This window comes from Thermosipho sp. (in: thermotogales), assembly GCF_020054775.1.
Taxonomy (GTDB): domain Bacteria; phylum Thermotogota; class Thermotogae; order Thermotogales; family Fervidobacteriaceae; genus Thermosipho; species Thermosipho africanus.
Map to the genome: position 1 here is coordinate 1 of NZ_JAIHAP010000010.1, position 23,810 is coordinate 23,810.

26 protein-coding genes, 1 pseudogene and 2 riboswitches are annotated in these 23,810 nt (G+C 31.0%); of the genes and pseudogenes, 15 read left to right on the forward strand and 12 right to left on the reverse strand.

Annotated elements, in window-relative coordinates; translation table 11 throughout:
- Together mfd and encB are read left to right on the forward strand one after the other, a co-directional pair.
- Positions 1-2,511: transcription-repair coupling factor (mfd, locus tag JG780_RS03245; protein WP_287569185.1), on the forward strand; the 2,511-nt coding region annotated here is incomplete at its 5' end.
- 55 nt (positions 2,512-2,566) lie between these two features.
- Positions 2,567-2,878 carry an encapsulin nanocompartment ferritin-likeEncB family encapsulin nanocompartment ferritin-like cargo protein cargo protein gene (encB, locus tag JG780_RS03250; protein ID WP_114702400.1) on the forward strand — a complete coding sequence of 104 codons (312 nt, stop codon included), beginning with the start codon at positions 2,567-2,569 and terminating at the stop codon, positions 2,876-2,878.
- Between the two features lie 14 nt (positions 2,879-2,892).
- Here the strand turns inward: encB and disA are convergent, their stop codons facing one another.
- The 12 genes and pseudogenes from disA to JG780_RS03310 form a co-directional block, all read right to left on the reverse strand.
- Positions 2,893-3,981, reverse strand: a complete 1,089-nt coding sequence (gene disA / locus JG780_RS03255) for a DNA integrity scanning diadenylate cyclase DisA (protein WP_211305590.1) — start codon at positions 3,979-3,981, stop codon at positions 2,893-2,895.
- 104 nt (positions 3,982-4,085) lie between these two features.
- Positions 4,086-4,652, reverse strand: coding sequence for a pyridoxal 5'-phosphate synthase glutaminase subunit PdxT (gene pdxT, locus JG780_RS03260; protein WP_004103609.1), 567 nt, complete (start codon positions 4,650-4,652; stop codon positions 4,086-4,088).
- A gap of 3 nt (positions 4,653-4,655) precedes the next feature.
- Positions 4,656-5,534: a pyridoxal 5'-phosphate synthase lyase subunit PdxS gene (gene pdxS / locus JG780_RS03265; protein ID WP_004103611.1), complete on the reverse strand. Its 879-nt coding sequence runs from the start codon at positions 5,532-5,534 to the stop codon at positions 4,656-4,658.
- Positions 5,535-5,553: 19 nt separating this feature from the next.
- Positions 5,554-7,233, reverse strand: a complete 1,680-nt coding sequence (locus JG780_RS03270; RefSeq protein ID WP_287569186.1) for an acyl-CoA mutase large subunit family protein — start codon at positions 7,231-7,233, stop codon at positions 5,554-5,556.
- A gap of 37 nt (positions 7,234-7,270) precedes the next feature.
- The gene (locus tag JG780_RS03275) at positions 7,271-7,909 is read right to left on the reverse strand and encodes a class II aldolase/adducin family protein (protein ID WP_114702396.1); all 639 of its coding nucleotides are present in this window, start codon (positions 7,907-7,909) and stop codon (positions 7,271-7,273) included.
- Positions 7,906-8,208, reverse strand: coding sequence for a flagellar protein FliT (locus tag JG780_RS03280; protein ID WP_004103616.1), 303 nt, complete (start codon positions 8,206-8,208; stop codon positions 7,906-7,908). Before JG780_RS03280 ends, JG780_RS03275 begins: the two co-directional genes overlap by 4 nt.
- Positions 8,187-9,005, reverse strand: coding sequence for a 2-amino-4-hydroxy-6-hydroxymethyldihydropteridine diphosphokinase (gene folK, locus JG780_RS03285; RefSeq protein ID WP_287569187.1), 819 nt, complete (start codon positions 9,003-9,005; stop codon positions 8,187-8,189). Before folK ends, JG780_RS03280 begins: the two co-directional genes overlap by 22 nt.
- On the reverse strand, positions 9,002-10,378 hold the full coding sequence (locus tag JG780_RS03290; protein WP_287569188.1) for a pyruvate carboxylase subunit B: 1,377 nt from the start codon (positions 10,376-10,378) through the stop codon (positions 9,002-9,004). Before JG780_RS03290 ends, folK begins: the two co-directional genes overlap by 4 nt.
- 2 nt (positions 10,379-10,380) lie before the next feature.
- Entirely contained in the window at positions 10,381-12,471 is a 2,091-nt protein-coding gene (gene infB / locus JG780_RS03295; protein ID WP_287569189.1) for a translation initiation factor IF-2, read from the reverse strand.
- Between the two features lie 24 nt (positions 12,472-12,495).
- Complete coding sequence (locus JG780_RS03300) at positions 12,496-12,702, reverse strand: DUF3783 domain-containing protein (protein WP_004103623.1); 207 nt, start codon at positions 12,700-12,702, stop codon at positions 12,496-12,498.
- 15 nt (positions 12,703-12,717) lie between these two features.
- Positions 12,718-13,197, reverse strand: a pseudogene (locus JG780_RS10740) (methyl-accepting chemotaxis protein); the annotation flags it as partial.
- A 365-nt stretch (positions 13,198-13,562) separates the two neighbouring features.
- Positions 13,563-14,327 (reverse strand): oxygen-binding di-iron domain-containing protein, encoded by a 765-nt coding sequence (locus JG780_RS03310; protein WP_287569190.1) that lies wholly within the window; start codon positions 14,325-14,327, stop codon positions 13,563-13,565.
- 219 nt (positions 14,328-14,546) lie between these two features.
- Here JG780_RS03310 and JG780_RS03315 point away from each other — a divergent pair, with 219 nt between their 5' ends.
- The 13 genes from JG780_RS03315 (at position 14,547) to JG780_RS03375 (ending at position 23,809) form a co-directional block, all read left to right on the forward strand.
- On the forward strand, positions 14,547-15,179 hold the full coding sequence (locus tag JG780_RS03315; protein WP_004103639.1) for a queuosine precursor transporter: 633 nt from the start codon (positions 14,547-14,549) through the stop codon (positions 15,177-15,179).
- A gap of 49 nt (positions 15,180-15,228) precedes the next feature.
- A riboswitch (cobalamin riboswitch) is annotated at positions 15,229-15,410 on the forward strand.
- A 60-nt stretch (positions 15,411-15,470) separates the two neighbouring features.
- A complete protein-coding gene (locus JG780_RS03320; RefSeq protein ID WP_287569191.1) occupies positions 15,471-15,683 on the forward strand; it encodes a hypothetical protein in 213 nt (70 codons plus the stop codon).
- A gap of 216 nt (positions 15,684-15,899) precedes the next feature.
- Positions 15,900-16,031 (forward strand): hypothetical protein, encoded by a 132-nt coding sequence (locus tag JG780_RS03325; protein ID WP_282956776.1) that lies wholly within the window; start codon positions 15,900-15,902, stop codon positions 16,029-16,031.
- A 66-nt stretch (positions 16,032-16,097) separates the two neighbouring features.
- Positions 16,098-16,223 (forward strand): hypothetical protein, encoded by a 126-nt coding sequence (locus JG780_RS03330; RefSeq protein ID WP_258167430.1) that lies wholly within the window; start codon positions 16,098-16,100, stop codon positions 16,221-16,223.
- A gap of 8 nt (positions 16,224-16,231) precedes the next feature.
- A complete protein-coding gene (locus tag JG780_RS03335; protein ID WP_211305589.1) occupies positions 16,232-16,423 on the forward strand; it encodes a hypothetical protein in 192 nt (63 codons plus the stop codon).
- An 82-nt stretch (positions 16,424-16,505) separates the two neighbouring features.
- Positions 16,506-17,192: a succinate--CoA ligase subunit alpha gene (locus tag JG780_RS03340; protein ID WP_249030989.1), complete on the forward strand. Its 687-nt coding sequence runs from the start codon at positions 16,506-16,508 to the stop codon at positions 17,190-17,192.
- Positions 17,193-17,278: 86 nt separating this feature from the next.
- Positions 17,279-18,421, forward strand: a complete 1,143-nt coding sequence (locus tag JG780_RS03345; protein WP_012579385.1) for an aspartate-alanine antiporter-like transporter — start codon at positions 17,279-17,281, stop codon at positions 18,419-18,421.
- A gap of 37 nt (positions 18,422-18,458) precedes the next feature.
- Positions 18,459-18,636: riboswitch (Lysine riboswitch) on the forward strand.
- Between the two features lie 68 nt (positions 18,637-18,704).
- The gene (locus tag JG780_RS03350) at positions 18,705-19,673 is read left to right on the forward strand and encodes an aspartate-semialdehyde dehydrogenase (RefSeq protein WP_114702389.1); all 969 of its coding nucleotides are present in this window, start codon (positions 18,705-18,707) and stop codon (positions 19,671-19,673) included.
- Positions 19,670-20,383 carry a diaminopimelate epimerase gene (dapF, locus tag JG780_RS03355; protein WP_004103649.1) on the forward strand — a complete coding sequence of 238 codons (714 nt, stop codon included), beginning with the start codon at positions 19,670-19,672 and terminating at the stop codon, positions 20,381-20,383. Before JG780_RS03350 ends, dapF begins: the two co-directional genes overlap by 4 nt.
- Positions 20,376-21,257, forward strand: coding sequence for a 4-hydroxy-tetrahydrodipicolinate synthase (dapA, locus tag JG780_RS03360; protein ID WP_012579388.1), 882 nt, complete (start codon positions 20,376-20,378; stop codon positions 21,255-21,257). Before dapF ends, dapA begins: the two co-directional genes overlap by 8 nt.
- Positions 21,254-21,907 carry a 4-hydroxy-tetrahydrodipicolinate reductase gene (locus JG780_RS03365; RefSeq protein WP_287569192.1) on the forward strand — a complete coding sequence of 218 codons (654 nt, stop codon included), beginning with the start codon at positions 21,254-21,256 and terminating at the stop codon, positions 21,905-21,907. The genes dapA and JG780_RS03365 overlap by 4 nt, the downstream gene beginning before the upstream one ends.
- Positions 21,904-22,605: a 2,3,4,5-tetrahydropyridine-2,6-dicarboxylate N-acetyltransferase gene (gene dapD / locus JG780_RS03370; RefSeq protein ID WP_287569193.1), complete on the forward strand. Its 702-nt coding sequence runs from the start codon at positions 21,904-21,906 to the stop codon at positions 22,603-22,605. The genes JG780_RS03365 and dapD overlap by 4 nt, the downstream gene beginning before the upstream one ends.
- Before the next feature lie 4 nt (positions 22,606-22,609).
- Positions 22,610-23,809 (forward strand): aspartate kinase, encoded by a 1,200-nt coding sequence (locus tag JG780_RS03375; RefSeq protein WP_287569194.1) that lies wholly within the window; start codon positions 22,610-22,612, stop codon positions 23,807-23,809.
- Position 23,810 lies beyond the last annotated feature (1 nt).

Sequence of the window (23,810 nt, forward strand, 5' to 3'; positions counted from 1 at the left end):
AAAAAATATGTCATTGAATTAAAAGTTGGTGATATATTTGAATCACCTGAAGAATTATTTTCAAAGCTTGGTTATGAAAGAGTATATAATGTTACGGAAGGCGGTCAATTTTCAATACGTGGAGATATAATAGATTTTTATGGTCCTAACGAAGTACCAACTCGTATTGAATTATTTGATAATTTAATTGAAGATATTAGACATTTTGATCCTTCTACTCAAAAAAGTATTAGAAAAATTGAAAAAGCTCTTATACTTCCAGCAAGAGAATATATAGAACCAGTTATTCATGAAACAATGATTGGCGAAAAATACAATGGAACTTTTTTAGATTATAATGTCGAATTTCAAATCTTTAATAAACCTAAAGTAATAGAAAGTTTTTCAAAAAAAGAAAGAGAAATAAGACAACTAATTATGGATCCTAATCTTAGACAAAATTATATAAGATATTCAGGAATAGATTTTAAGGAAATAATAAAAATTGCAAAAGAAATTGATTTAAATTCAGACATACAAAAATCAAAAATCGATGAAAAAAAGGAAGAAGAAATTAATAGCCTTCCCGTATTATCTGAAGATGAATTTAATATTGGAGACATTGTAGTTCACAAAGAATATGGAATTGCTAAATTTGTAGGTACCACCAAGATTACTCAAAAAGATTTAGAAAGAGAATTCTTAATTTTACAATTTAACGACTCTAAGCTTTTCGTACCTACAGACAGATTAGATTTAGTACAAAAATATATAGGAACAAATGAAAATGTAACTCTGGATAATCTAAAGAAAAATAATTGGTCAAAAAGAGTTAAAAAGGCAAAATCACAAATTGAAAAAATTGTAAAAGAAATACTCAGAATAAATGCACTTAGAAAAAATACTAAGGGAATTTCTTTACCAGGCGATAGTGAACTTGAAAAAGAATTTGCTAAGACATTCCCTCATATTGAAACTCAAGACCAATTAAAAGCTATACAAGAAGTCTCAGAAGACCTTTCTTCTGAGAAAAATATGGATAGATTACTCGCAGGAGATGCAGGATATGGCAAAACAGAAGTTGCAATGCGGGCTGCTTTTAAAGCTGCCATTTCCGGAAAACAGGTAGCTGTTTTAGTCCCAACCACAGTACTTGCCCGTCAACACTATGAAAACTTTAAAAAAAGGTTTGAACCATTTGGAATAAACGTTGAATTATATGACAGTTCTCTTACAAAAAAACAAAAGGATGAAGTAAAACAAAAAATTGAAACAGGAATTACTGATGTAGTTATTGGAACACACGGCTTATTAAAATCAATAAAATTTTCTGATCTTGGGCTTTTAATAATAGATGAAGAACAAAAATTTGGAGTTCAACAAAAAGAAGCCTTAAAAAAATTAAGGATAAACGTTAATATACTTTCAATGAGTGCAACTCCTATTCCTAGAACTTTACACATGGCGTTAAGTGGTATAAAAGACATGTCTGTTATTAAAACACCACCTTTTGGAAGAAAAAACATACAGGTTTATGTAAATACTTACGATGAAAAAATAATCAGACAAGCTATAATGAGAGAAATTAATAGAGGCGGTCAGGTTTTATATGTACATAATAGAGTTAATGATATAGAAGATGTAGCTAAAAAGTTAAAAGAAATAGTTCCAGAAGTATCTATAGATATTGCAAACGGTCAAATGCCAAAAAAGAGAATGGAAAAAGTAATCGAAGAATTTTACCATGGAAAATTAGATGTTCTTGTCGCAACATCAATTATCGAAAATGGCGTAGACATTCCTAATGCAAATACACTAATTGTAGATGATGCACATAGATATGGACTCGCTCAGCTTTATCAATTAAGAGGTAGAGTTGGTCGCTCAGATAAAAGAGCTTTTGCATATTTTTTTCATCCTTCAAAAATAAATAAAGTAGCCAAAGAACGATTAAAAGCAATTAAAGAAATTATGGGACCAGGTAGTGGTTTTCAAATAGCACTTAAAGATATGGAAATCAGAGGAATTGGAAATATTCTTGGACTTGAACAGCATGGATTTATAAACGATATTGGTTTTCACTACTACTTTGAAATACTAGAAGAAGTACTAAACAAAGAATACGGAAAAATCACTAATGAAATTAAAACAGAAATAATTGGTCTAAAAGGTTCAATTATAATACCAGAAGAGTATATTGCAAATCCAATAGAAAGACTTAGAATATATCGTAGAATATCTTCATTTGAAAATGAACAAATGATTTTTGATTTAATTGATGAATTAAATGATCGCTTTGGAAAAGTTCCACAAAGTGTTATAAACTTACTAAAGTACGCAAGGATGCGTATAATTGCTTCTAAATTATCTATTAATAAGATAGAATTATATGAAGATAATATAGTAGTTTATACCAGCAAAAAAATTAATTTTAGTCTACCAAACATTTACAATGAAAAAGAGAAAGCATATATTATCTATTCAACAGAGGAAGAATTTATAAACGAAATTGAAAAATTATCAAAATCATAAATTCTAAAGTTTTATGGTAAAATTGGTTTAAGTCTAATAAATAGAGGTGAATGCTATGCCAGAATTTTCCAATCCATTTTCATCATTAAAAAATGATAGAAAACTTTCACATGAAGAATTAGTTAGAGCTATTCGATACATGATTGCAGCAGAATATGAAGCAATTCAGTTATACACTCAACTTGCTGAATCAACAGATAACCAACTTGCAAAAGAAGTTTTATATGACATAGCAAATGAGGAAAAAGTGCATGCTGGCGAATTTTTAAGACTTCTGAAAGAATTATCTCCAGATGAAGAACAATTCTATTTGGAGGGTGCTAAAGAAGTTGAAGAAGAAATAAAGAAATTAAAAGAGAAAAAATAAAGGATATCCCAAGTCTAACCTTGGGATATCCTTTTTCTCATTGAATTTATACTATCAATAATTGCACTTGCTCTTTTCTCACCAATACCTTCAACTTCCTTTAAAGCAGAAAAATCTGCATTACTCAAAGAGAACACATTCCCAAACGCCTTTACCACATTGTGAGTAATTGTCATTGGAATTTTTGCAACATTTCTTAACAACCTATAACCTCTAGATTGAACATGATAATCATTTAATTGGTTTATGTTAGCTATATCTTCATATCCCAAAAGTCTGGCAGTTGAAATAGGTTTTCTTTCTTTATACCCCTTTAAAACTTCTAGAATTTGCATTGCTTCGTCTTCTTCATCAATATCTTCTTTAGAATAATCAAGGATCAAATTTTTTAATATATCTTCCATTTCGACAATTATTTCTAACAATTGCATTGATGCAAGTCTTCCTTCAACACCAAGTTCAATAACATACGGCTCAACTTCTTCTTTTATCTTCAAAATTTCAATCCCTTTATTGATAATTTCTACAACATCAATTAGATTAACTCTATTTTCAATCTCTAAAACATCCAAATTTAAAATCATCTTATCAAAATTCTGTCTATACTTTTCTAATGTATTTAAAGCTTGATTAACCCGTGTAATTAAAAAATTAATATCGTTAATAATATATTTATAACTTCCGTAGTAAAGACTAATAACATTTCTTCTTTTTGAAACTGCTATTGTAAGCTCACCCAGCTGTTTGGCGACTCTTTCGGCTGTTCTATGCCTTGTTCCTGTTTCACTAGTTGGTATACTTGGGTCTGGTACAAGATGTACATTTGCTCCTAATATCTTAGTTACATTATCATCGATTATTATCGCTCCATCCATTTTTGCAAGTTCATATAACTTTTCTGGTAAAAATGGGATTTCTAATTTAAATCCAGCCTGAAAAATATCAGAATATTTTTCATATTTTTCTTCTGAAATAAAAACAATTAAGGCTCCAAAATTTGCTAATACTATGTCATCAAGCGCCTTTCTTAATTTTGTTCCTGGAGCAAGAAGTTTTATTTTTGAAATTAACTCCTGTGGAATACTCAATTTATTAACCCCCATTTAACAATTTCTTATCTAAAAAATATTATATCATATCAATAAACGAAAAAAAGGCCCCAATTTATTAAATTGGAGCCTTAAAAATTTACTTATTAATCTTCACATTATTTTTTTACCATATTCAAAAAATATTCGTGAATTCTTGTATCTTCAGTCAATTCTGGATGAAATGATGCTACAAGAACATTATTCTGCCTTAATAGCACTGGACTATCCATATAAGTTGCTAAAACTTCAACATTCTCACCGTAATCTACTACCTTAGGCGCACGTATAAAAATTGCATTAAATGTTTTTTCAAATCCTTTTACCTCAATCTGTTCTTCAAAACTATCAACTTGTCTACCATATGCGTTTCTTTCCACCTTAATATCAATTACTCCTAGAGAGTCTTGAGGGAAGTTTACAACTTCTTTTGAAAGTAAAATCATTCCAGCACATGTACCAAATACCGGAAATCCTTCTTTAATTTTTTGTTTAAGCTTTTCATATAAGTTAACCATTTTCATAATTCTAATCATTGTAGTTGATTCACCACCAGGAATAACTAAACCATCAACTTCATCTAACTCTTCAGGTTTTCTTACTACCTTAACATCTACTCCAAGTTTTTCAAGCATAACTTTATGTTCCCTAAAATCTCCTTGGATCCCAGAAACGCCTATTTTCAACTTTTACCAACCCCTCTCTTGGAGCTTTACATCAAGTTCTTCTATCTCTAAACCTTCCATTGGTTGCCCAATATCTTCAGAAATTTTTAACAACATTTCTGGATCATTCCAGTAAGTAACAGCCATAACAATTGCTTTTGCCATTTTTGCTGGATCTTTCGATTTGAATATTCCACTTCCAACAAAAACTCCATCGGCACCAAGCATCATCATTAATGCTGCATCTGCTGGAGTTGCAACACCACCTGCGGCAAAATTAACAACAGGAAGTCTTCCTAATTCTTTAACTTTTGCTACCAGATTTACAGGAGCACCAATATTTTTTGCAAAAGTGACCAATTCTTCATCAGGCATATTTTGAACCATTCTTATCTCATCCATTACAGTTCTCATATGCTTCACAGCTTCAACAACGTTTCCTGTGCCTGCTTCTCCCTTCGTTCTTATCATTGCAGCACCTTCAGCAATTCTTCTTAATGCTTCTCCCAAGTTCCTTGCTCCACAAACAAATGGAACTTTAAAATCCCATTTGTTTATATGATACTTATCATCTGCTGGAGTTAAAACTTCAGATTCATCAATAAAGTCTACTCCTAAAGCTTCTAATATTCTTGCTTCTGCAATATGACCAATTCTAACTTTAGCCATTACAGGGATAGAAACTGCTTCCATAATCTCTTTAATTTTACTAATGCTAGCCATTCTTGCAACGCCACCAGCTTTTCTAATGTCTGCCGGAACCCTTTCAAGTGCCATAACTGCAACTGCACCAGCTTCTTCTGCTATTTTTGCTTGCTCTGCAGTTGTAACATCCATTATTACTCCACCCTTAAACATTTCAGCAAAACCTTCTTTTACCATCCATGTTCCCTTTTGTGTCATTTAAAACACCTCCGTATAATTAAATTATTATTGTCTCAGTATATTCACCAAATACTTCTCTTAAAGCATTACTAATTTCACCAACAGTAGCATAAGCTTTAACTGCTTCTAAAATATACGGCATTAAATTTTCATCACTCGATGCGGCCTTTTTTACATTATTTAAAACCTTTTTAACCTTTTCATTGTCTCTTTTTACTTTTAGTTTCTTTAATTTTTGTTTTTGCTTTTCTTCTAATTCTGGATCAACCTTTAACACTTCTTTTTGAGAAAGATCTTCTTCAATTTGGAATTTATTTACACCTACAATTATATCCTCTCCATTTTCAATTGCTAGTTGTGCTTTATATGCACTCTCATGTATTTCTTTTTGTATATAACCCATTTCAATTGCTTTTACCATTCCACCCATCTGATCAATCTTCTCAATATATTCCATTGCCCTTTTCTCTATCTCACTAGTCATAGCTTCAATTGCATAAGAGCCTGCAAGTGGATCAATTGTGTCTGCTACACCAGATTCGTATGCAATTATTTGTTGAGTTCTAAGTGCTATTCTTACAGATTCCTCAGTTGGAAGTCCTAAAGCTTCATCATAACTATTTGTATGTAGAGATTGAGTACCACCTAAAACTGCAGCTAAGGCCTGAATTGTAACCCTTACAATATTATTCATTGGCTGTTGAGCTGTTAACGTCGAACCACCTGTTTGAGTATGGAATCTCAAAAGCATTGCTTTAGGATTTGTAACGTTAAATCTTTCCTTCATTATTTTTGCCCAAAGTCTTCTTGCTGCTCTAAACTTTGCAATTTCTTCTAAGAAGTTATTGTGTGCAGCAAAGAAGAAAGATAGCCTTTGACCAAAAACATTTGGATCTAATCCTGCCTTTATTGCAGCTTCTACATAAGCTATAGCATCAGCTAAAGTAAATGCAACTTCCTGAACTGCAGTTGCACCTGCTTCTCTTATATGATAACCACTAATGCTTATTGGATTCCATTTAGGCATGTTTTTAGAACAGAAATCAAAAATATCAGTAATAATTCTCATTGAAGGTTGTGGTGGAAATATATAAGTTCCTCTCGCAATATATTCTTTTAATATGTCATTTTGTATAGTACCTGAAAGTTTTTCCATTGGCACACCTTGTTTTTCAGCTACTGCAATATACATAGCAAGTAAAATTGCTGCAGTACTATTAATTGTCATTGAAGTACTAACTTTATCCAATGGAATTCCATCAAAAAGAACCTCCATGTCTTCAAGAGAATCTATTGCAACACCAACTTTTCCAACTTCACCTTCTGCCATTGGATCATCAGAATCATATCCAATCTGTGTTGGAAGATCAAATGCAACTGAAAGTCCCATTTGTCCTTGTTCTAAAAGATATTTATATCTCTTGTTTGATTCTTCAGCGGTTCCAAAACCTGCATATTGCCTCATTGTCCAAAATCTTGCACGATACATTGTTGGCTGAACACCACGCGTATATGGAAACATTCCTGGAAAACCTAACTCTTTTTCATAATCAAGTTCTGCAACATCTAATGGGGTATACAACCTTTTAATTTCATATCCTGATGTAGAAGTAAATTTTTCCTTTCTTTCCGGAAACCTTTGTACAGCTTTCTCAACATTTTGTTGATACTTTTCCATTCCCTGTTTTATCTTTTCCAATTTTTCTTTTTCAAACATCATTTAACCCCCTCATTGCTTACTATTTCCAACATTATTATCTTACATCTTTCTCAATCTGTCTATAACTATTCAAATACTTATTCCTAAGCATAATCGCGTCCTCTTCACTAAGCGTTGAAAATTTGCCAATATTCAAAGCATATAAATATATTTCAGCTGTTTTTTCACAAACTAAACTTGCAGTTAAAGCTTCTTTAATATCTACACCTACGGTAATAAGTCCATGATTCTTAAGCAAAACAGCATTATTATTTCCAAGTGCTTTTACAACATTTATGGCTAAATCTTGGGTACCAGCAAGTGCATATTCGGCTACCAATATTTTTGAACCTAATATCATAACAGAGTCCTCTATTAATGGAGGGATATAATCTGCAACCAATGAAACTGTTGTTGAAAAAATGGGGTGAGTATGAACAATTGCATTAACATCTTCGCGAGTTCTATAAATTTCTAGATGAGTTGGAAGCTCTGATGAAGGCTTTAAGCCTCCAAGATGATTCCCTCTTAAATCTACAACGCTTATCATATCTTCAGTTAAGATATCATAAGGAATTCCAGAAGGGGTTATATATATTTTATCTTCATATCTTATAGATATATTACCCCATGTTCCTTTTACTAAACCATTTTCAACAATAAATTTTGAAGCTTCTAATATTTTCTTTTTCATCCTCTTCCTTTAAACCTCCCACCAGTATTATTTAGGCCTTCAATACCACCATAGCCTTTTAAAGCCTTCTCACCTAATTTTATATTCTTTGCTTGAACTCCTAGTTGTTCCATCATTTCTAAAATCTTATTCTTTCTTTGTTTATCTTTTTCTAATATCAATTTTGCAAGTTCTTCACTTATACCTTTTTTTAAAAGATTTTCTCTCTTCTCGAGAAGTTCATTTAGTAACTGAAAATTCTCTTCCTCTATAGCTTTATCAATCATTTCCTCAATCTTTATAATTTCTTCATCTGCCAATTTATTACCTCCCAATTTTTTTCAAGTTTAGAGTAATATTCATTCATACTCATATCAAAAATAGGATCCACAAAATCTTTTGCAATTTCATACATGGGAGCTATGAAAAAATCTCTATTTTTGAAATCATAATGAGGAATCTTAAGATTTTCATTTTCTACAACCAAGTTTCCATAAAATAATATATCAATGTCTATATTTCGCGGTCCCCACTTTATTTCTCGTTTTCTCTTCATTATCCTTTCTATTTCCATAATTGTATTTAATAATTCAAATGGAGATAAATCAGTGTCAACCTCTACTGCTATATTAAAAAAATCATCCTGCTCAAGATAGCCGTAAGGTTTTGTTATATATATACTTGAAACTCTTAAAATGTTTATTCCAAAGTTTTCGATATATTCTAAGGCTTTCTTTAAATTTTCTTCTCTATTTCCTATATTACTACCAAGGCCTAAAAATATCTTTCCTTTAATTTTTTCAAGAACTACCATAGAATTTGCAAACTTATCATGAGAAAGTGCAATATGACAAAAATTAAATCCTTTAAAATCTTTATGCATAACAAAATAGGGCTTCCCGTTTTTGTTATTTAAAAAAGAAATATCTTTAAATGAATTGTTAGATATTCCAGTACCAATTGCTTTAAAAAATGCTTCCTTTAGAGAAAAACGCCCAGCAAGATATTGGGCGTTTAATTTTTTGTTCTCTTTTTCTATATCTGTTAAAATTCTATCAACAAGTTTTAGATCAAACCTATTTATCTCTACAATATCATTTCCCAAACCTACAATCAAACAGGATAACCTCCCCCAAGTTCATCAACAAGCTGAAGATCAACTTTAATTTTTTCTTGATACTTATTATATAAATATTTTCTTCCTACTTCTCCAAGTAAAATATAAATTAATAACTCCTCATCAGTTTCTGCTAAAACCCCAATTTCTTTCCTTGCTCTTTCAACCTCAGGTTCAATTAAATCGGCTGGTCTACAATCTATTGGTTTCTCATCACCAAGAATTTTCTTCTTGAGTTCTTCGTCAATTGGTGCAGGTGGTTTTCCATACATTCCTTTAACATAGTTTTTTACTTCATTAGTCACTTTCTTGTACCTTTCACCTGTTAGAACATTTAAAACTGCTTGAACACCTACAATTTGACTTGTAGGAGTTACAAGTGGTGGATAACCTAAATCTTTTCTTACTCTTGGAATTTCATTTAAAACTGCTTCAAGTTTATTTAGCATTTTTTGTTCTGATAGCTGTTTGACAAGATTTGAATACATACCACCAGGAACTTGCGAAACTAAAATTCTATAATCTATGCTTTTCATCATAACATCATAATCTTTATGCTTTTCTCTAACTGCTTTAAAATGCTCAACTAAAACTGATATTTTCTTCCAATCTATATCAGGTAAATTTCTATATTCCCTTACAGCATAATACATTGCTTCAAACGGTGGTTGAGATGTTCCAAGAGCAAATGGAGATAGTGCCGTATCTAAATAATCTGCCCCCGCTTCAACTGCAGCTAGATAATTCAAATCACCGAGCCCTGCTGTACAATGAGTATGTACTTCAACTGGTACATTAAATCTCTTTTTTAACTCACTAACTAGTTCAAACGAAAATTTTGGAGTTAAAAGCCCTGCCATATCTTTAATACAAAGCGAATTAACGCCTTTTTCAACTAACTGTTGAGCATAATTAAGATAATACTCAAGTGTGTGAACAGGACTAATTGTATAAGAAATCGCACCTTGAACATGAGCACCATTGGCTAAAGCAATTTCAATACTTTTTTCCAAATTTCTAATATCATTCAGTGCATCGAAAACCCTAATTTTGTCTACTCCGTTCTCAATTGCTTTTTTGACAAACAATTCAACTACATCATCAGCATAATGTCTGTAACCTACAAGATTTTGACCTCTTAACAGCATTTGAGTCTTAGTTTTTTTCAAATGTGATTTGATAGTTTTTATTCTTTCCCATGGATCTTCATTTAAGAATCTTACACACACATCAAAAGTAGCTCCGCCCCAGACTTCCATCGCCTCAAATCCTAAATCATCCATGTCATTCAAGGCTGGGAGCATATCATTAATACTCATTCTTGTCGCAATAAGTGATTGGTGACCATCTCGTAATGTCGTATCTACAAACATCTTTATTTCTCTCCTTTGTCTTCCTCAAAAGTTAGTTTTCTTGCCACTTTCTTTAATACTGAAAATTCAAGTTCATCTCCCTCTTTTATATCATCAAAATTTTCAAGTTTTATTCCACACTCTTGAGGTGCATCAACTCTTTTTACATCTTGTTGATAATGCTTTAAAGATTCTATCTTTCCTTCATAAACTAGTTTACCACTTCTGTAAACTTTAACAAGCCCATCTTTCTCCACATAACCTTCAATCATTTGAACACCCGCTATGGAGCCAACTTTTTTTATCTTAAATACCTTTTTAATTTCTCCACGACCAGTTATTTCTTCAATTTCTTCTGGCTCTAACATACCTTCTAGTGCTGCTTGTAATTCCTCTATTAGTTTATATACAATCGTGTATGTTTTAATTTGAATACCTTCAGCTTCAGCCATTTTTCTTGCTTGACTGTCTGCCTTAACCCTAAAACCAAGAATAATTGCATCTGATGCAGTAGCTAACATAACATCACTTACAGTAATTGAACCAACACCAGAGTGAATTATATTTATACTAATTTCTTCACTCCGCAATTTATTTATAGCACCAGATAATGCCATTAGTGAACCTTGAGTATCTGCCTTTAAAACCAATCTCAATTCTTTTCTCTCAGATTGTTCCATCATCTTCAAAATTTCTTCCAATTTCATATGTCTTTTTCTTCTAAGTTCTTTCTGTTCAATTTCCCTTATCTTTTCAGAAATTTCCCTTGCTTTATCAAGTGAATCAACACTATATACTATTCCATGAGAATCTGGTAGTTCTTCAAACCCAACTATCATAACTGGAGTAGATGGTCCAGCTTCTTTTATTCTCTTTCCCTGATCGTTAACAAGAGCTTTTACTTTTCCCATTACTTTTCCTGAGATTATATAATCACCAATCTTTAAAATACCATCTTTAATTATCACGTTTGCAACTGGTCCAAAACCTTTGTCAAGTTTTGATTCAATAGTTACAGCTCTAACAGGTCCATCAGGAATTCCCTTAATTTCTTGCATTTCAGCAACTAAAAGGATCATTTCAAGTAATGTATCAACATTTTGACCTTTCTTTGCAGATATTGGAACAACTATTGTATCTCCACCCCATTCCTCTGGAATGAGATTTAGTTTGTTTACAAGTTCTTGCTTAGTTTTTTCAACATTTGCATTTGGCTTATCAATTTTATTAATTGCAACTATAATTGGAACATTTGCAGATTTTGCATGGTTATATGCTTCAATAGTCTGAGGCATTACACCATCATCAGCAGCAACAACTAAAACAACTATATCAGTAGCCTGAGCACCACGTGCTCTCATTTCTGTAAAAATTTCGTGTCCTGGTGTATCAATAAACGTAATTTTCTTGCCATTAACTTCAACTTGATAAGCACCAATGCTCTGGGTAATACCACCCTCTTCTCTTTCAGCTACTCTTGTATTTCTTATATAATCAAGTAATGTTGTTTTACCATGGTCAACGTGACCCATTACTGTAACTACTGGTGGTCTTTCTTTCAAATTTTCGGGATTTTTGTATTTTTCTTCAAAGTATTTTTCTATCTCAATTAAAGGATTTTCTATAACTTCTTCTTTTTCCTCAGTTTCAAATGAAATCCTTACATCGTACATTCTGGCAATTTTTTTCGCAAGTTGCAGATTGAGCGACTGACCTGGTTTCAGGATTTCACCTTTCATAAAAAAGTCCTGTATAATCCTGTTTTGTGGAATTCCAATTTTTTCAGCAAATTTGTCCAATTTTAGATCTTCTTCAGTTATTTTTACTGAATTTTTCTTTTTGTTTGTTTGTAACTTTTCTAAAGAACCTTCTTTGTTTTTAAAGTGTTTCCCATTAACTTCTTCATCAATTTCCTCATATTCTTCATACTCTTCAATAAGTTCCTCTTCTTCCTCTTGGGTTCCATACATTTCAAGAAGAAGATTAACTGTTTCTTCATCAATATAACTCATGTGACTTTTTATCTCTATTCCCAGTTCATGTAACTCCTTCATCAATTCTCTTGTATCCATTTCTAGTTGTCTTGCAAGCTCATATACTCTTAATCGAGCCAATAGAATCACCTCCAAAACCTTTCTCTACTTCTGCTTCGTCTTTTTCATAAATTCATGCTCCTTTTCAATTTCAACTATCAAATCTGATAGTTTCCATTCTAAATTAGTTGGAGTCGTCGTTGCAAAAATCAGCTCCTTTTCTGGAAAATTATCTTTCAATAACTTTATTAATTTAAATAATTCATCTCTCTTTTCAAAACCATGTATAATTAAAAAAGCCTTTTCTTTCATACATTTCCTTCCTTTCTATAACTTTAAATTTTTCAAAGAATTTTGTGCTTTAACTATTGAACGTATGACTTCACTAATCGTATTAAATTCCTTAGAAGTTTCACCTAAAATTTCCACTGCATTTGACAACAATTTATATTCATTTTCCAAACTTTCACTCGTATCTTCATACAATTTTTTGGAGCTTACTAACACCTGAATATTCTTTTTCATATAATTTAATGCTTCGCTTAATGAATTTTGCACTGCACTAAATAATCCCTCTATTTGTTTTAACGAATTAATAGATTCATTTACAGAATTTGAAATCTCAGAAATTATCTTTGAAATATTAGCGGATGTTTCTTGTGATTCTTCAGCCAACTTTTGAATTTCAGATGCTACAACAGAAAATCCTTTTCCATATTCTCCTGCTCTTGCAGCTTCAATAGATGCATTTAATGCCAATAAATTTGTTTGTTTTGCAATCCTCTGTATAGCTTTTACAAGCTCTTCTACTTTTGAAAATTTTTCAAAAGTTTCTGATGTTTTACCTATTGTATCTTTAAATTTTAATGAAACATTATCAACATCTGTTCCAAGACTTTTTAAATCATCATTAATTTTCTGATTAACTTCTGTAGCATATTCTACGTTTTCAACTATACTTTTACTTTCTTTTGAAAAACTCTCAAGAAGCTTAAAAATATTATCATTTAATTCTTCAAATCTACTGGTAATCTTTTCTATATCATCTTTTATATCATTTATCCTTGAAACTAATACTTCATCCAACTGTGCCATAAAAGATAACATCAAATTCTGTACATAAAAAGCCGATGATAAAGTATTTAAAGTTTTTTCATCTATTTTCATATCTATCATCTCCCGTAAAATTGTTCAATTATATCGCTACCACATTTCAATGTCTTAAACCAGTTCAAAAATTCTTTGGCAACACTTTCTTTTAAAACGGCACCATGCTGTGGAGCAATCATATCAATTTCATATTCTGATACTCTATCAACCCAAATCTTACAAGCAGCATTTGAAGTCATATATCTTTTATGAAAACCTTCCATTGCACTTACTAGATTTTTAAAGTCGCCTTCATATATTTGCACCCTTTGACTAAATGGTAGTAAAGAAACCCCTATATCACCGCTAAATAATATTTTAGAGATTGGATCATAGACATTAAAGTGACCTGGGGCATGCAAAAAATGTGCCGGAACAAAATCAAGTGTATATCCAGAAAATCTAACCCCCTTTTCTCCTCTATCCTTTAGTCCAACTATTCTGTTTTTATCAAAAACGCCAAAATGTGGTAAAAATCTTATCCAAAGTTCTGAAATATAAATTTTTGCTCTGCTTGCTATTGTAAGCCACATCGTTATTCCAGAGGAAACATCAGGGTCTTGGTGCGAATAAAATATTCCTTCTATATTTTCAGGAGCAATAATTTCAGATACATTTGCAAGCACCCTTGGAAAAACATGAGCTCCACCTGGATCTAATAAAAAACCTTTATTTTCATGGATAATTAAATATTGATTAGTTGGAACCATATTTGGATCCTCTGTCTCTTCCCAACCAAGAAGGTAATATTTATGCTTGCCATCATCATATAAACAAATATTATTCATACTTTTTACCCCCTTTACTATTTATTATACTACTATTTATTATACCAGAAAAATAAACATTTTTCAGTTTTTTAGAACTATAAAAAATATTAACAATACAAACTTTCATATTTATAAAGATTTAAGGTTATTAACTTTATTTTTACTTGAAATCTATTACACAATGTTATAGAATAAGATGCTAAATGAATTGTTAATATATAGATAAGGAGGTTGATCATGGAAAAATCACAGGAAAGGTTAATACTTTTAACAGGATTGTTTACTGCCGTCATTATCATCTCAAACATAATAGCAGGAAAACTAGTTAATATTGGCCCATTTGTTATCACTTTATCAGTTTTAATTTATCCACTTAGCTTTGGAATATCTAATATAATATTTGAAGTTTATGGAGCTAATATGGCAAAAAAGGTTATCAAAGTTGGATTTTTAGCCTCACTTATTTTAGTAATATATTCATATTTAGTAATATTTTATCCACCATCAAATATTTTTGACAAAAATAATGCTTATATAACAGTTTTCAATTCAACTCCAAGAATAATATTAGCAAGCTTTTTAGCTTATCTTTCAGCACAATATACTAATATTTGGGCTTTTAACTTACCTAAAAAACTATTCAACTATGAAAATATTACTTTTAGAAATGCTTTTTCAATGATAATCACTCAATTTGTAGATTCTATAGTTTTCGTTGTAGTATCCTTTTTTGGCTCATATGATCTTAACGTATTGTTTAATATGATATTATCACAGTATATAGTAAAGCTAGCTCTATCAATTTTCAATAGTCCAATAATAAATATGAGCGTTAAAAAAATTAAAAATGAATTTGCTTTCGAAGAATAATACGCAATTAATTGGTTTTTTCTAAAATAATAATTCTCTAGAAAAGTGAATATTATTTTGGAATAAAGGTGCCTATTTGGCTTAAAAGGGAAGCTGGTGAAAATCCAGCGCGGCCCCGCCACTGTAACCGAGGACGAAATCCACAGTATGCCACTGGGAAGTATTCCTGGGAAGGCGTGGAGAGTAGGATGATTCGGAAGTCAGGAGACCTGCCTTTATTCCAAAACGTTTCTCAATCTCGAGGGAAGATTGAGAAAAAATTTTTTATTTCAATACTTTGGAGGTGAGATAGTGAAAATTCATGAGTTTGTTGGTAAAAAACTTTTAAAAGAAGCAGGGAATGAAACACCAAATGGCTATGTAATTAAAAACTCAGACAGTCTACAAGTAAAATTTCTTCCAGCAGTTTTAAAAAGTCAAGTCCTTGTTGAAAGCAGAATGAAAGCAGGTGGAAATTTGCAAACACAAAAGACGAATTTTTCACCAATACATAAAATCTATTAGAAAAAGATATCCATGGTGAAAAACCTTATGCAATTCTTGTTGAAGAAAAAATAAATATTAAACAGATATAAAAATTCTTTTCTCAGAAAGTGGTGGTATAGAAATTGAAAACAATAAAAATAATATTTTAAATCTAAACATAAATGATTATAAAAAGCTGCCTGATAAATTTCACGATATTGTTATTAGCTATATAAATTATTTATTGAAAAAGAATTGACTCTTCTTGAAATTAATCTTCTTGCAGAAGATGAAAATGGCAAGTTAATCGCGCTTGATTGTGTAATGCATCTTGATGACAATGCATTATTTAGACAAAAATGGGCTCAAGAATTTGTAAATGATTAATATCCATTTCATTTTGTAAAATTAGATGGTGATATTGGCAGTATCGGTTGTGGAGCTGGAATAGTTATGGCAACAATGGATGCAGTAAATCTATATTGTGGAAAACCTGCCAACTTTTTGGATCTTGGTGGTGGAGCAAATTCAAATATAACTTTAGAAGCAATGAGATCACTAAAATCACTAAATGTATAAAAATCATAATGAATATATTTGGTTGTATTACAAAATGCGACGAAATAGCAAAAGCAATCGTAAAATTCAAAAACGAAAATAAAAATGTTCCTATACTTGTAAGAATTACCGGACCCAATGAAAACGAAGCCAAACGAATATTAGATGAAAATAACATAGCTTATTTTGATGATATGTACGAGATGATTAAATTGCAATAAGGGGAAGTATCATGATTAATGGAAATGAAAAAGTCTGTGCTCAAGGTATTACTGGAAAATATGGTAAATTTCACACAAAAAAATGATTGAATATGGAACAAATATAGTTTGTGGAGTTTCAAAAAACAATAAAGTAACAAATATTGAAAATATTCCTGTTTTTGATAACATGTTCGAAGCTGTAAAAAAATATAAATGTGATACTAGCGTGGTTTTTGTTCCGACCCTTTATGCTAAAAGTGCTATATTTGAAGCCATTGATTCAGGAATTAAAAAAATCATCACAATAACTGAGCACATTCCAATTCACGATATGATCGAAATATATAAAAAAGTAAAAGAGAAAAATATAACATTTGTAGGTCCAAATTGTCCAGGAATTATTCTTCCAGGAGTAAGTAAAATTGGAATAATGCCATCATCAGATTTCAAACCTGGAGATATAGCAATTATTTCAAAAAGTGGTACTCTAATGTACGAAGTATCCAATTACCTTTCAAAAAAATCCACTGGTATTAAAATTGCAATTGGATTAGGCGGTGATCCAATAATTGGAATTTCAATAGATGAAGCTTTAGAATTTGTTACGCATTTAAATCCAAGAAAAATTGTTATCATCAGTGAAATAGGCGGTAATGATGAAATAATAGGTATAGAAAAATTTCTAAAAAAAGGTTATAATGCTAATATACAGGTCTTTTTTTGCCGGAAGAACTGCTCCAAAAGGCAAAAGAATGGGACATGCAGGTGCTATTATCGAAGGCTATGAAGGTTCAATAGAGTATAAAGAAAACAAATTAAATAATATGGGGATTTTCGTTGCTAAATATATAGAAGAATTATTGGAGGGGTAAAATGAGCAATCCATTTTTTCTATTATTCATCTCAATTTTAAGTGGATTATTGCTTGGAAAAATTCAATTTAAAAACTTTAAACTAGGTGCTTCAGGTACACTTTTTGCTGGTCTTTTTTTTGGCTGGCTATTTCCATTGTTTATAAACTCTCAAAAAGAATTAATTAATATTCAAAATACTTTAAACACGTTTTTTAATTTCTCACTCATTTTATTTGTATCTTCAATAGGCCTAATTGCTTCAAGAGATATTAAAAAAATTCTCAAAACTCACGGCTTTAAATTTATAATTTTGGGTTTTTTAATAACTTTTTCAGGATTTATTTCAACATTACTTTTTACCTACTTTACCAATTTAAACAACCTCAATTTGTTAGGAGTTTTTTCTGGTAGTATGACAAGCTCACCTGGTCTAGCTAGTGCACTTGAAAGCATAAAAGAAGGCTCTGCCGATATTATTTATGGCTATACAGTTGGTTATATACCCGGTGTTTTAGCAGTAATATTTTCAATCTATTTTATTCCTATAATTTTTAAAATTAATATAAATAAAGAAAAAGAATCATATAAATTTGAAAGTATCGATAATTCAAAAGATTACAATTTTAATTTTATTAGCTTTTCAATAGTTATAATTTTAGGTATACTAATTGGAAATTTAAATTTAAACCTTAAATTTGCATCCTTAAAACTCGGAAACACTGGCGGGATATTATTAAGTTCTTTATTTTTAGGCTCACTTGGAAAAATAGGCAATCTAAGTTTTGAATTTAATAAAAATATACTAAAGGTCTTTCAAAACTTAGGTCTTGTAATATTTTTATCATCGATTGGTCTAAGAAGCGGTTATAAGGTAATTTCAAATTTCAACAGAGAAAGTTTATATCTTATGGTGATTTCATTTGTCTGCGCCATCTTTTCAATTTTAGTTGGTTATATAATAGGAAAATATATCTTCAAACTTGATTGGATAATACTTGCTGGTGCAATAACTGGTGGTATGACAAGTACTCCAGGACTAGGAGCTGCTTTGGACTCAACAAAAAGTGAACTTGTAACAGCAGGATACGGTGCAACATATCCTTTCGCACTACTTGGAATGGTTATATTTAACAAACTATTTTCTATATTAACTAATTTGTAACATATGTTTTCTAATAATTCTGTTATAATAGTTAACAAATACGATCGGAGGCGCGTCCGAGATGAGTAAGGTTCTCTTTCAAGGGGAGAATATTGAGAGAGCCTGAAAGGCGAGGACGCCGAAGGGTGTAAGGTTTCTCCCACCTTACATGCCTGGGGGTACAGGGAATACCTGTGCCACTGTCACGGAAATATCCGTGGAGAGCCGATCGTTGAGAATAATTTTATATTTTCTCAACGAACGCCTCTTCACGAGGCGAGTTTTTTTATTAGGAGGTGTCCAAATGAAAATTGGTATAGTAGGTGCAACAGGTGAAGTTGGAAGAACAATGATTAAAGTATTAGAAGATTTTAAGATTCCTGTAAATGAATTAAAACTCTTTGCATCTAAAAGATCTTCTGGAAAAACTTTAACTTTTAATAACGCTTCAATTGTCGTTGAAGAATTGACTGAAGACTCAATGATACAAAAATTCGACTTTTTACTATTTTCAGCGGGTTCAACTGTTTCAAAAATCTTTGCACCAATTGCTGCAAAAGCAGGAAATATTGTAATAGATAACTCATCCGCTTTTAGAATGGAAAAAGAAATTCCTTTAGTTGTTCCTGAAATTAACGGACATTTATTAAAAAACTATAGGGGAATAATAGCTAATCCAAATTGTTCAACAATTCAAATGGTTTTATCTCTATATAAAATTCATGAAAAGTTCAAAATCAACGAAATATTTGTTTCAACATACCAAGCTGTTTCAGGGGCAGGTTACAAAGCAATCTCAGAATTGCAAAGGCAATTAGAAGGAGATAAATCAAAAACAGTTTTTCCAAAGCAAATTTCTCACAATGTTATTCCATTAATCGGTGAAATTGAAGAAGACGGTTTTAGTACCGAAGAACATAAAATGATTAATGAAACAAGAAAAATCCTTGATGATTACTCAATAAATGTCTATCCTACTACCGTGAGAGTTCCTGTATTTTATGGACATTCAGAAGCTATTGTCGTTAAAACCAAACTTCCTTTCAATGATATTTCATTCATTGAAAATCAAATTAAAAATTCAAAGAATGTTATTCTTACTAATGAAATAATAACACCTATCGATGTAGCAGGAAGTGACTATGTATATGTCTCAAGACTTAGAAAAATTGATGAATATACATTTTCTTTTTGGAATGTAGCAGATAACATCAGAGTAGGAGCAGCCACAAATGCGATTAGAATTTTAATGTTAATGGTGGGATTGTTATGATTGTTGAAAAGTTCACGGCTACAGGAAATTCATTTATAGTATGTGATATTTTAGACACAAAACTAAACGACAAAGAAAAAAGTAACTTTGTACTTAAAAATTCAAAAGATAGAGATGGCGTAATTTTTGTTGAAAAAAGAGATGGCCAATTTTTTATGGATTATTTCAACAAAGATGGAAATAGAGCTGCATTCTGTGGTAATGGAGCAAGAACATTTTTATATTATTTGATGAAAAAAGGGTATGTTAAAGAAGATTTGGTTAAATTTTATACATATGCTGGAGAAATTACAGGCAAGCTTACCAAAAATGGTGTCATGATTAAAATGCCTGCATCAAATATGCCACAAAAATTAACAATCGATTCTTTCAGTGGTTTTCTTCTAAATGTTGGAGTACCACATTTTGTAATTTTTGTTGATAACGTAGAAACTATAGATGTTAACAAAATCGGAAAACAATTAAGAGAAAAGCTAAATAGTAACATTAATTTTGTCCAAGTGCTAGATGAAAAAACAATTAAAATTAGAACTTTTGAAAGGGGTGTTGAGGCTGAAACTCTAGCATGCGGAAGCGGAACAACAGCAAGTGCATATGTCTTCAACAAAAGTAACTTAGAAAAAATAGAAGTAAAGGCACGTGGCGGAACTCTTTTTGTTCATTTCTTAAATGATGGTATCTACCTTGAAGGAGGTGTGGAAAATGTTTGAAGGAATAGGAACTGCAATTGTGACACCTTTTAAAGAAGGAAAATTAGATATAGAAAGCTATGAAAAACTATTAAATTTCCAAATTAACAATCAAATTAATGCAATAATAGTTTTAGGAACTACAGGTGAAGCACCAAACATTTCTCTAGATGAAAGAGAAATATTGATAAAAAAAGCAAAGGAAGTATCTGGTAATAAAGCCAAAGTTATAGTTGGAGCAGGATCAAATGGAATAAATCATACAATAGAATTAATTAAAAATGCCGAAAAAAACGGTGCAGACGGTCTTTTAATTGTAACCCCTTACTATAACAAGCCAACCCAAAATGGCTTGTATGAATATTATAAATATATCTCTGAACATACAGATTTAGAAATAATTGTATACAATGTTCCTAGCAGAACTGGCATAAATATACTCCCAGAGACCGTATATAAAATTGCTAGTGACTGCAAAAATGTTAAGGCATTAAAAGAAGCAAATTCATCATTTGAACAAATCAATAAAGATTTACTATTATTAAAAGAATTAAAAGATTTTAAAATCTTTTCCGGAAATGATGATACGGCTTTTCAACTACTTGCAAGCGGTGGAGATGGTGTAATTTCAGTAGCATCAAACATTATACCTTTACAAATGGTTCAAATGTTTAATTTTATAAAAAATGGGGAAATTGAAAAGGCTAGAAATATTCATTTTTCATATTATAAGCTATTTAAAAACTTATTCATTGAAACTAATCCAATCCCTGTAAAAGCAGCTTTATCGATAATGGGATTTATAAATAATGAATTGAGACTACCACTTGTTCCAGCTTCAGAGTCAACAATGAAAATAATAACTGAAACACTTAAAGGATGTGGTGTTATATGAGATTTGGAGTTGTGGGCTTTAAAGGGAAAATGGGAAAAGTAATTTTAGATGTTTTCTCAAATGATGGACATACACCAATTCTACTCATTGATAAAGACGAAATAATCGAAGAAGATTTTCCAGAAGTTATTGTAGATTTTTCTACGCCGGATGCACTAGAAAAAACTTCAAGTTATTGTGAAAAATACAATAGCAATCTGGTAATTGGAACTACTGCACTTACAGAAAAGCATTTTAAAATATTAGAAAATTTATCAAAAAAAGTTGCTGTTGTGCAATCATATAATTTTTCAATAGGTATTAATATTCTCTTAGAACTTTTAGAAAAAGCAACCAAAATGCTTAATGATTGGGATTGTGAAATAACTGAAATTCATCATTCAAAGAAAAAAGACAAGCCTTCGGGTACTGCTATTTTATTAAAAAATGCTTTAAATAGAGAAGTAGAAATTCATTCTCTTAGATTAGGAGGGATCCCTGGTGATCATACTGTCTTGTTTTCAAACGAAGGAGAATTAATTGAAATAAAACACAGAGCAATCTCAAGAAAAGTTTTTGCATTAGGAGCGCTAAAAGCCGCAAAATTTATTTTAAATAAAAAAAGTGGTTTTTATACATTCAAAGACATTATAAAGGAGGCAATCATATGAATACACAGGAAATTATAAACTTAATTGCAAATTCAAAAAAGAAAACTTTAACCGTTGCTTACTTAACAGGGAATCTCAAAAATATAGACTTTAAGTCTTTTGAATTTTTTGGAACTGAAAATTTTGGAATTTTATTTGGTGAGTATGAAGAAATAGTTAAGTTAATTGAAAACAACAAAGAACATATCGAAAAATACAAATTAGAAATCAAAGCAAGAAATTCTGCAATCCCCCTTGCTAACTTAGCAAAATACAATGCAAGGATTGAACCTGGAGCAATAATTAGAGATTTAGTCGAAATCGGCGACGGTGCAGTAATAATGATGGGAGCAGTTATTAATATAGGAGCAAAAATAGGCGAAGGGACAATGATAGATATGAATGCAGTAGTTGGCGGAAGAGCTATAATCGGTAAAAATTGTCATATTGGTGCTGGTGCAGTTATAGCAGGTGTAATTGAACCTCCCAGTGCTCAACCAGTAATTATTGAAGATAACGTAATGGTTGGAGCAAACGCAGTAATTCTTGAAGGAATACGTATAGGGCAAAACAGTGTAATCGCCGCCGGAGCTGTTGTTATAGAAGATGTTCCACCAAACTCAGTAGTAGCTGGTGTTCCTGCAAAAATTATTAAAAAAGTTGATGAAAAAACAAAACAAAAAACACAAATCGTAGAAGGATTAAGAAAATTGAGGTGATCAAATGATTGTTGTACAAAAGTATGGTGGATCATCAGTAGCAGATGTGGATAAAATTTTAAAAGTTGCAAATAGGATAAAAAAAAGAATAGAAAATGGCGATAAGGTCATTGTAATCGTCTCTGCAATGGGAAAAACTACCGATAACCTTATTAATCTTGCTAAATCTTTAAGTAAAAATCCCCATCCTAGAGAAATGGATATGCTTTTAACAACTGGAGAACAAATGTCTGTAGCTTTACTTTCAATTGCATTAAATGAACTTGGAATTAAATCAAAATCATTAAACGCTTTCCAATTAAATATAAAAACAACAACCGATCATACAAAGGCTAGAATAATTGATATCGATATAGATAAATTAAATAATGAGCTTCAAAAAAATGAAGTTATCATTGTAACTGGTTTTCAAGGTATAACAGAAGATGGCGATCTTACAACTCTTGGAAGAGGTGGTTCCGATACTAGTGCAGTTGCAATAGCTGCAAAGTTAAATGTCAATTGTGAAATTTACAGTGATGTAGATGGGGTATATACATGCGATCCAAGAATAGTTAAATCAGCTAAAAAATTAAAATACATAACATATGATGATATGTTAGAATTATCTTCTCTTGGTGCAAAGGTATTACATTCTAGAGCTGTTGAACTTGCAAAAAAATACAATATAAAAATATATTGTGCTTCAACTTTTTCTGAAGAGGAGGGAACTTGGGTGGTTGATAAATTACCAGAATGGCTAGAACAACCTGTAGTTACAGGTGCAACTATAGAAAAGGATCAAATAAAAATAACTTTAAATAACCTTCCGAAAGACAAAAAAATAATTGAAAAAATATTTGAAACATTAAGTAATAATAAAATAAACATTGACATGATTTCAATGTTTGCTGATAATGAAAAATTCCATTTATCATTTTCAGTATTAAATGATCTTAGAGAAACTATAGAAAAGTCAATAAAGGCAGCAAATCCATTAATTGAAATGTCTTATCAGGGAATGTTTGATAAAGTATCAGTTGTTGGAGTTGGTATGAAATCAAGTCCAGGTGTAGCCGCAAGATTCTTCAAAGTTCTTTATGAAAATAACATTATTCCAGAATTGGTCACTACTTCAGAAATAAAAATTTCTGTCTTAGTTTCTAAAGAAAAATCTGAACTATTATTAAAAGAACTTGCAAAAGAATTTTCACTTGGAGGATGAA

Coding starts and splice junctions, on each gene's coding strand:
- encB (WP_114702400.1), top strand. CDS start 2,567: ATGCCAGAATTTTCCAATCCATTTTCATCATTAAAAAATGATAGAAAA.
- disA (WP_211305590.1), bottom strand. CDS start 3,981: ATGGGGGTTAATAAATTGAGTATTCCACAGGAGTTAATTTCAAAAATA.
- pdxS (WP_004103611.1), bottom strand. CDS start 5,534: ATGACACAAAAGGGAACATGGATGGTAAAAGAAGGTTTTGCTGAAATG.
- JG780_RS03270 (WP_287569186.1), bottom strand. CDS start 7,233: ATGTTTGAAAAAGAAAAATTGGAAAAGATAAAACAGGGAATGGAAAAG.
- JG780_RS03275 (WP_114702396.1), bottom strand. CDS start 7,909: ATGAAAAAGAAAATATTAGAAGCTTCAAAATTTATTGTTGAAAATGGT.
- JG780_RS03290 (WP_287569188.1), bottom strand. CDS start 10,378: ATGTTTGTAGATACGACATTACGAGATGGTCACCAATCACTTATTGCG.
- JG780_RS03300 (WP_004103623.1), bottom strand. CDS start 12,702: ATGAAAGAAAAGGCTTTTTTAATTATACATGGTTTTGAAAAGAGAGAT.
- JG780_RS03310 (WP_287569190.1), bottom strand. CDS start 14,327: ATGAATAATATTTGTTTATATGATGATGGCAAGCATAAATATTACCTT.
- JG780_RS03315 (WP_004103639.1), top strand. CDS start 14,547: ATGGAAAAATCACAGGAAAGGTTAATACTTTTAACAGGATTGTTTACT.
- JG780_RS03330 (WP_258167430.1), top strand. CDS start 16,098: ATGGCAACAATGGATGCAGTAAATCTATATTGTGGAAAACCTGCCAAC.
- JG780_RS03335 (WP_211305589.1), top strand. CDS start 16,232: ATGAATATATTTGGTTGTATTACAAAATGCGACGAAATAGCAAAAGCA.
- JG780_RS03340 (WP_249030989.1), top strand. CDS start 16,506: ATGATTGAATATGGAACAAATATAGTTTGTGGAGTTTCAAAAAACAAT.
- JG780_RS03345 (WP_012579385.1), top strand. CDS start 17,279: ATGAGCAATCCATTTTTTCTATTATTCATCTCAATTTTAAGTGGATTA.
- JG780_RS03350 (WP_114702389.1), top strand. CDS start 18,705: ATGAAAATTGGTATAGTAGGTGCAACAGGTGAAGTTGGAAGAACAATG.
- dapF (WP_004103649.1), top strand. CDS start 19,670: ATGATTGTTGAAAAGTTCACGGCTACAGGAAATTCATTTATAGTATGT.
- dapA (WP_012579388.1), top strand. CDS start 20,376: ATGTTTGAAGGAATAGGAACTGCAATTGTGACACCTTTTAAAGAAGGA.
- JG780_RS03365 (WP_287569192.1), top strand. CDS start 21,254: ATGAGATTTGGAGTTGTGGGCTTTAAAGGGAAAATGGGAAAAGTAATT.
- dapD (WP_287569193.1), top strand. CDS start 21,904: ATGAATACACAGGAAATTATAAACTTAATTGCAAATTCAAAAAAGAAA.
- JG780_RS03375 (WP_287569194.1), top strand. CDS start 22,610: ATGATTGTTGTACAAAAGTATGGTGGATCATCAGTAGCAGATGTGGAT.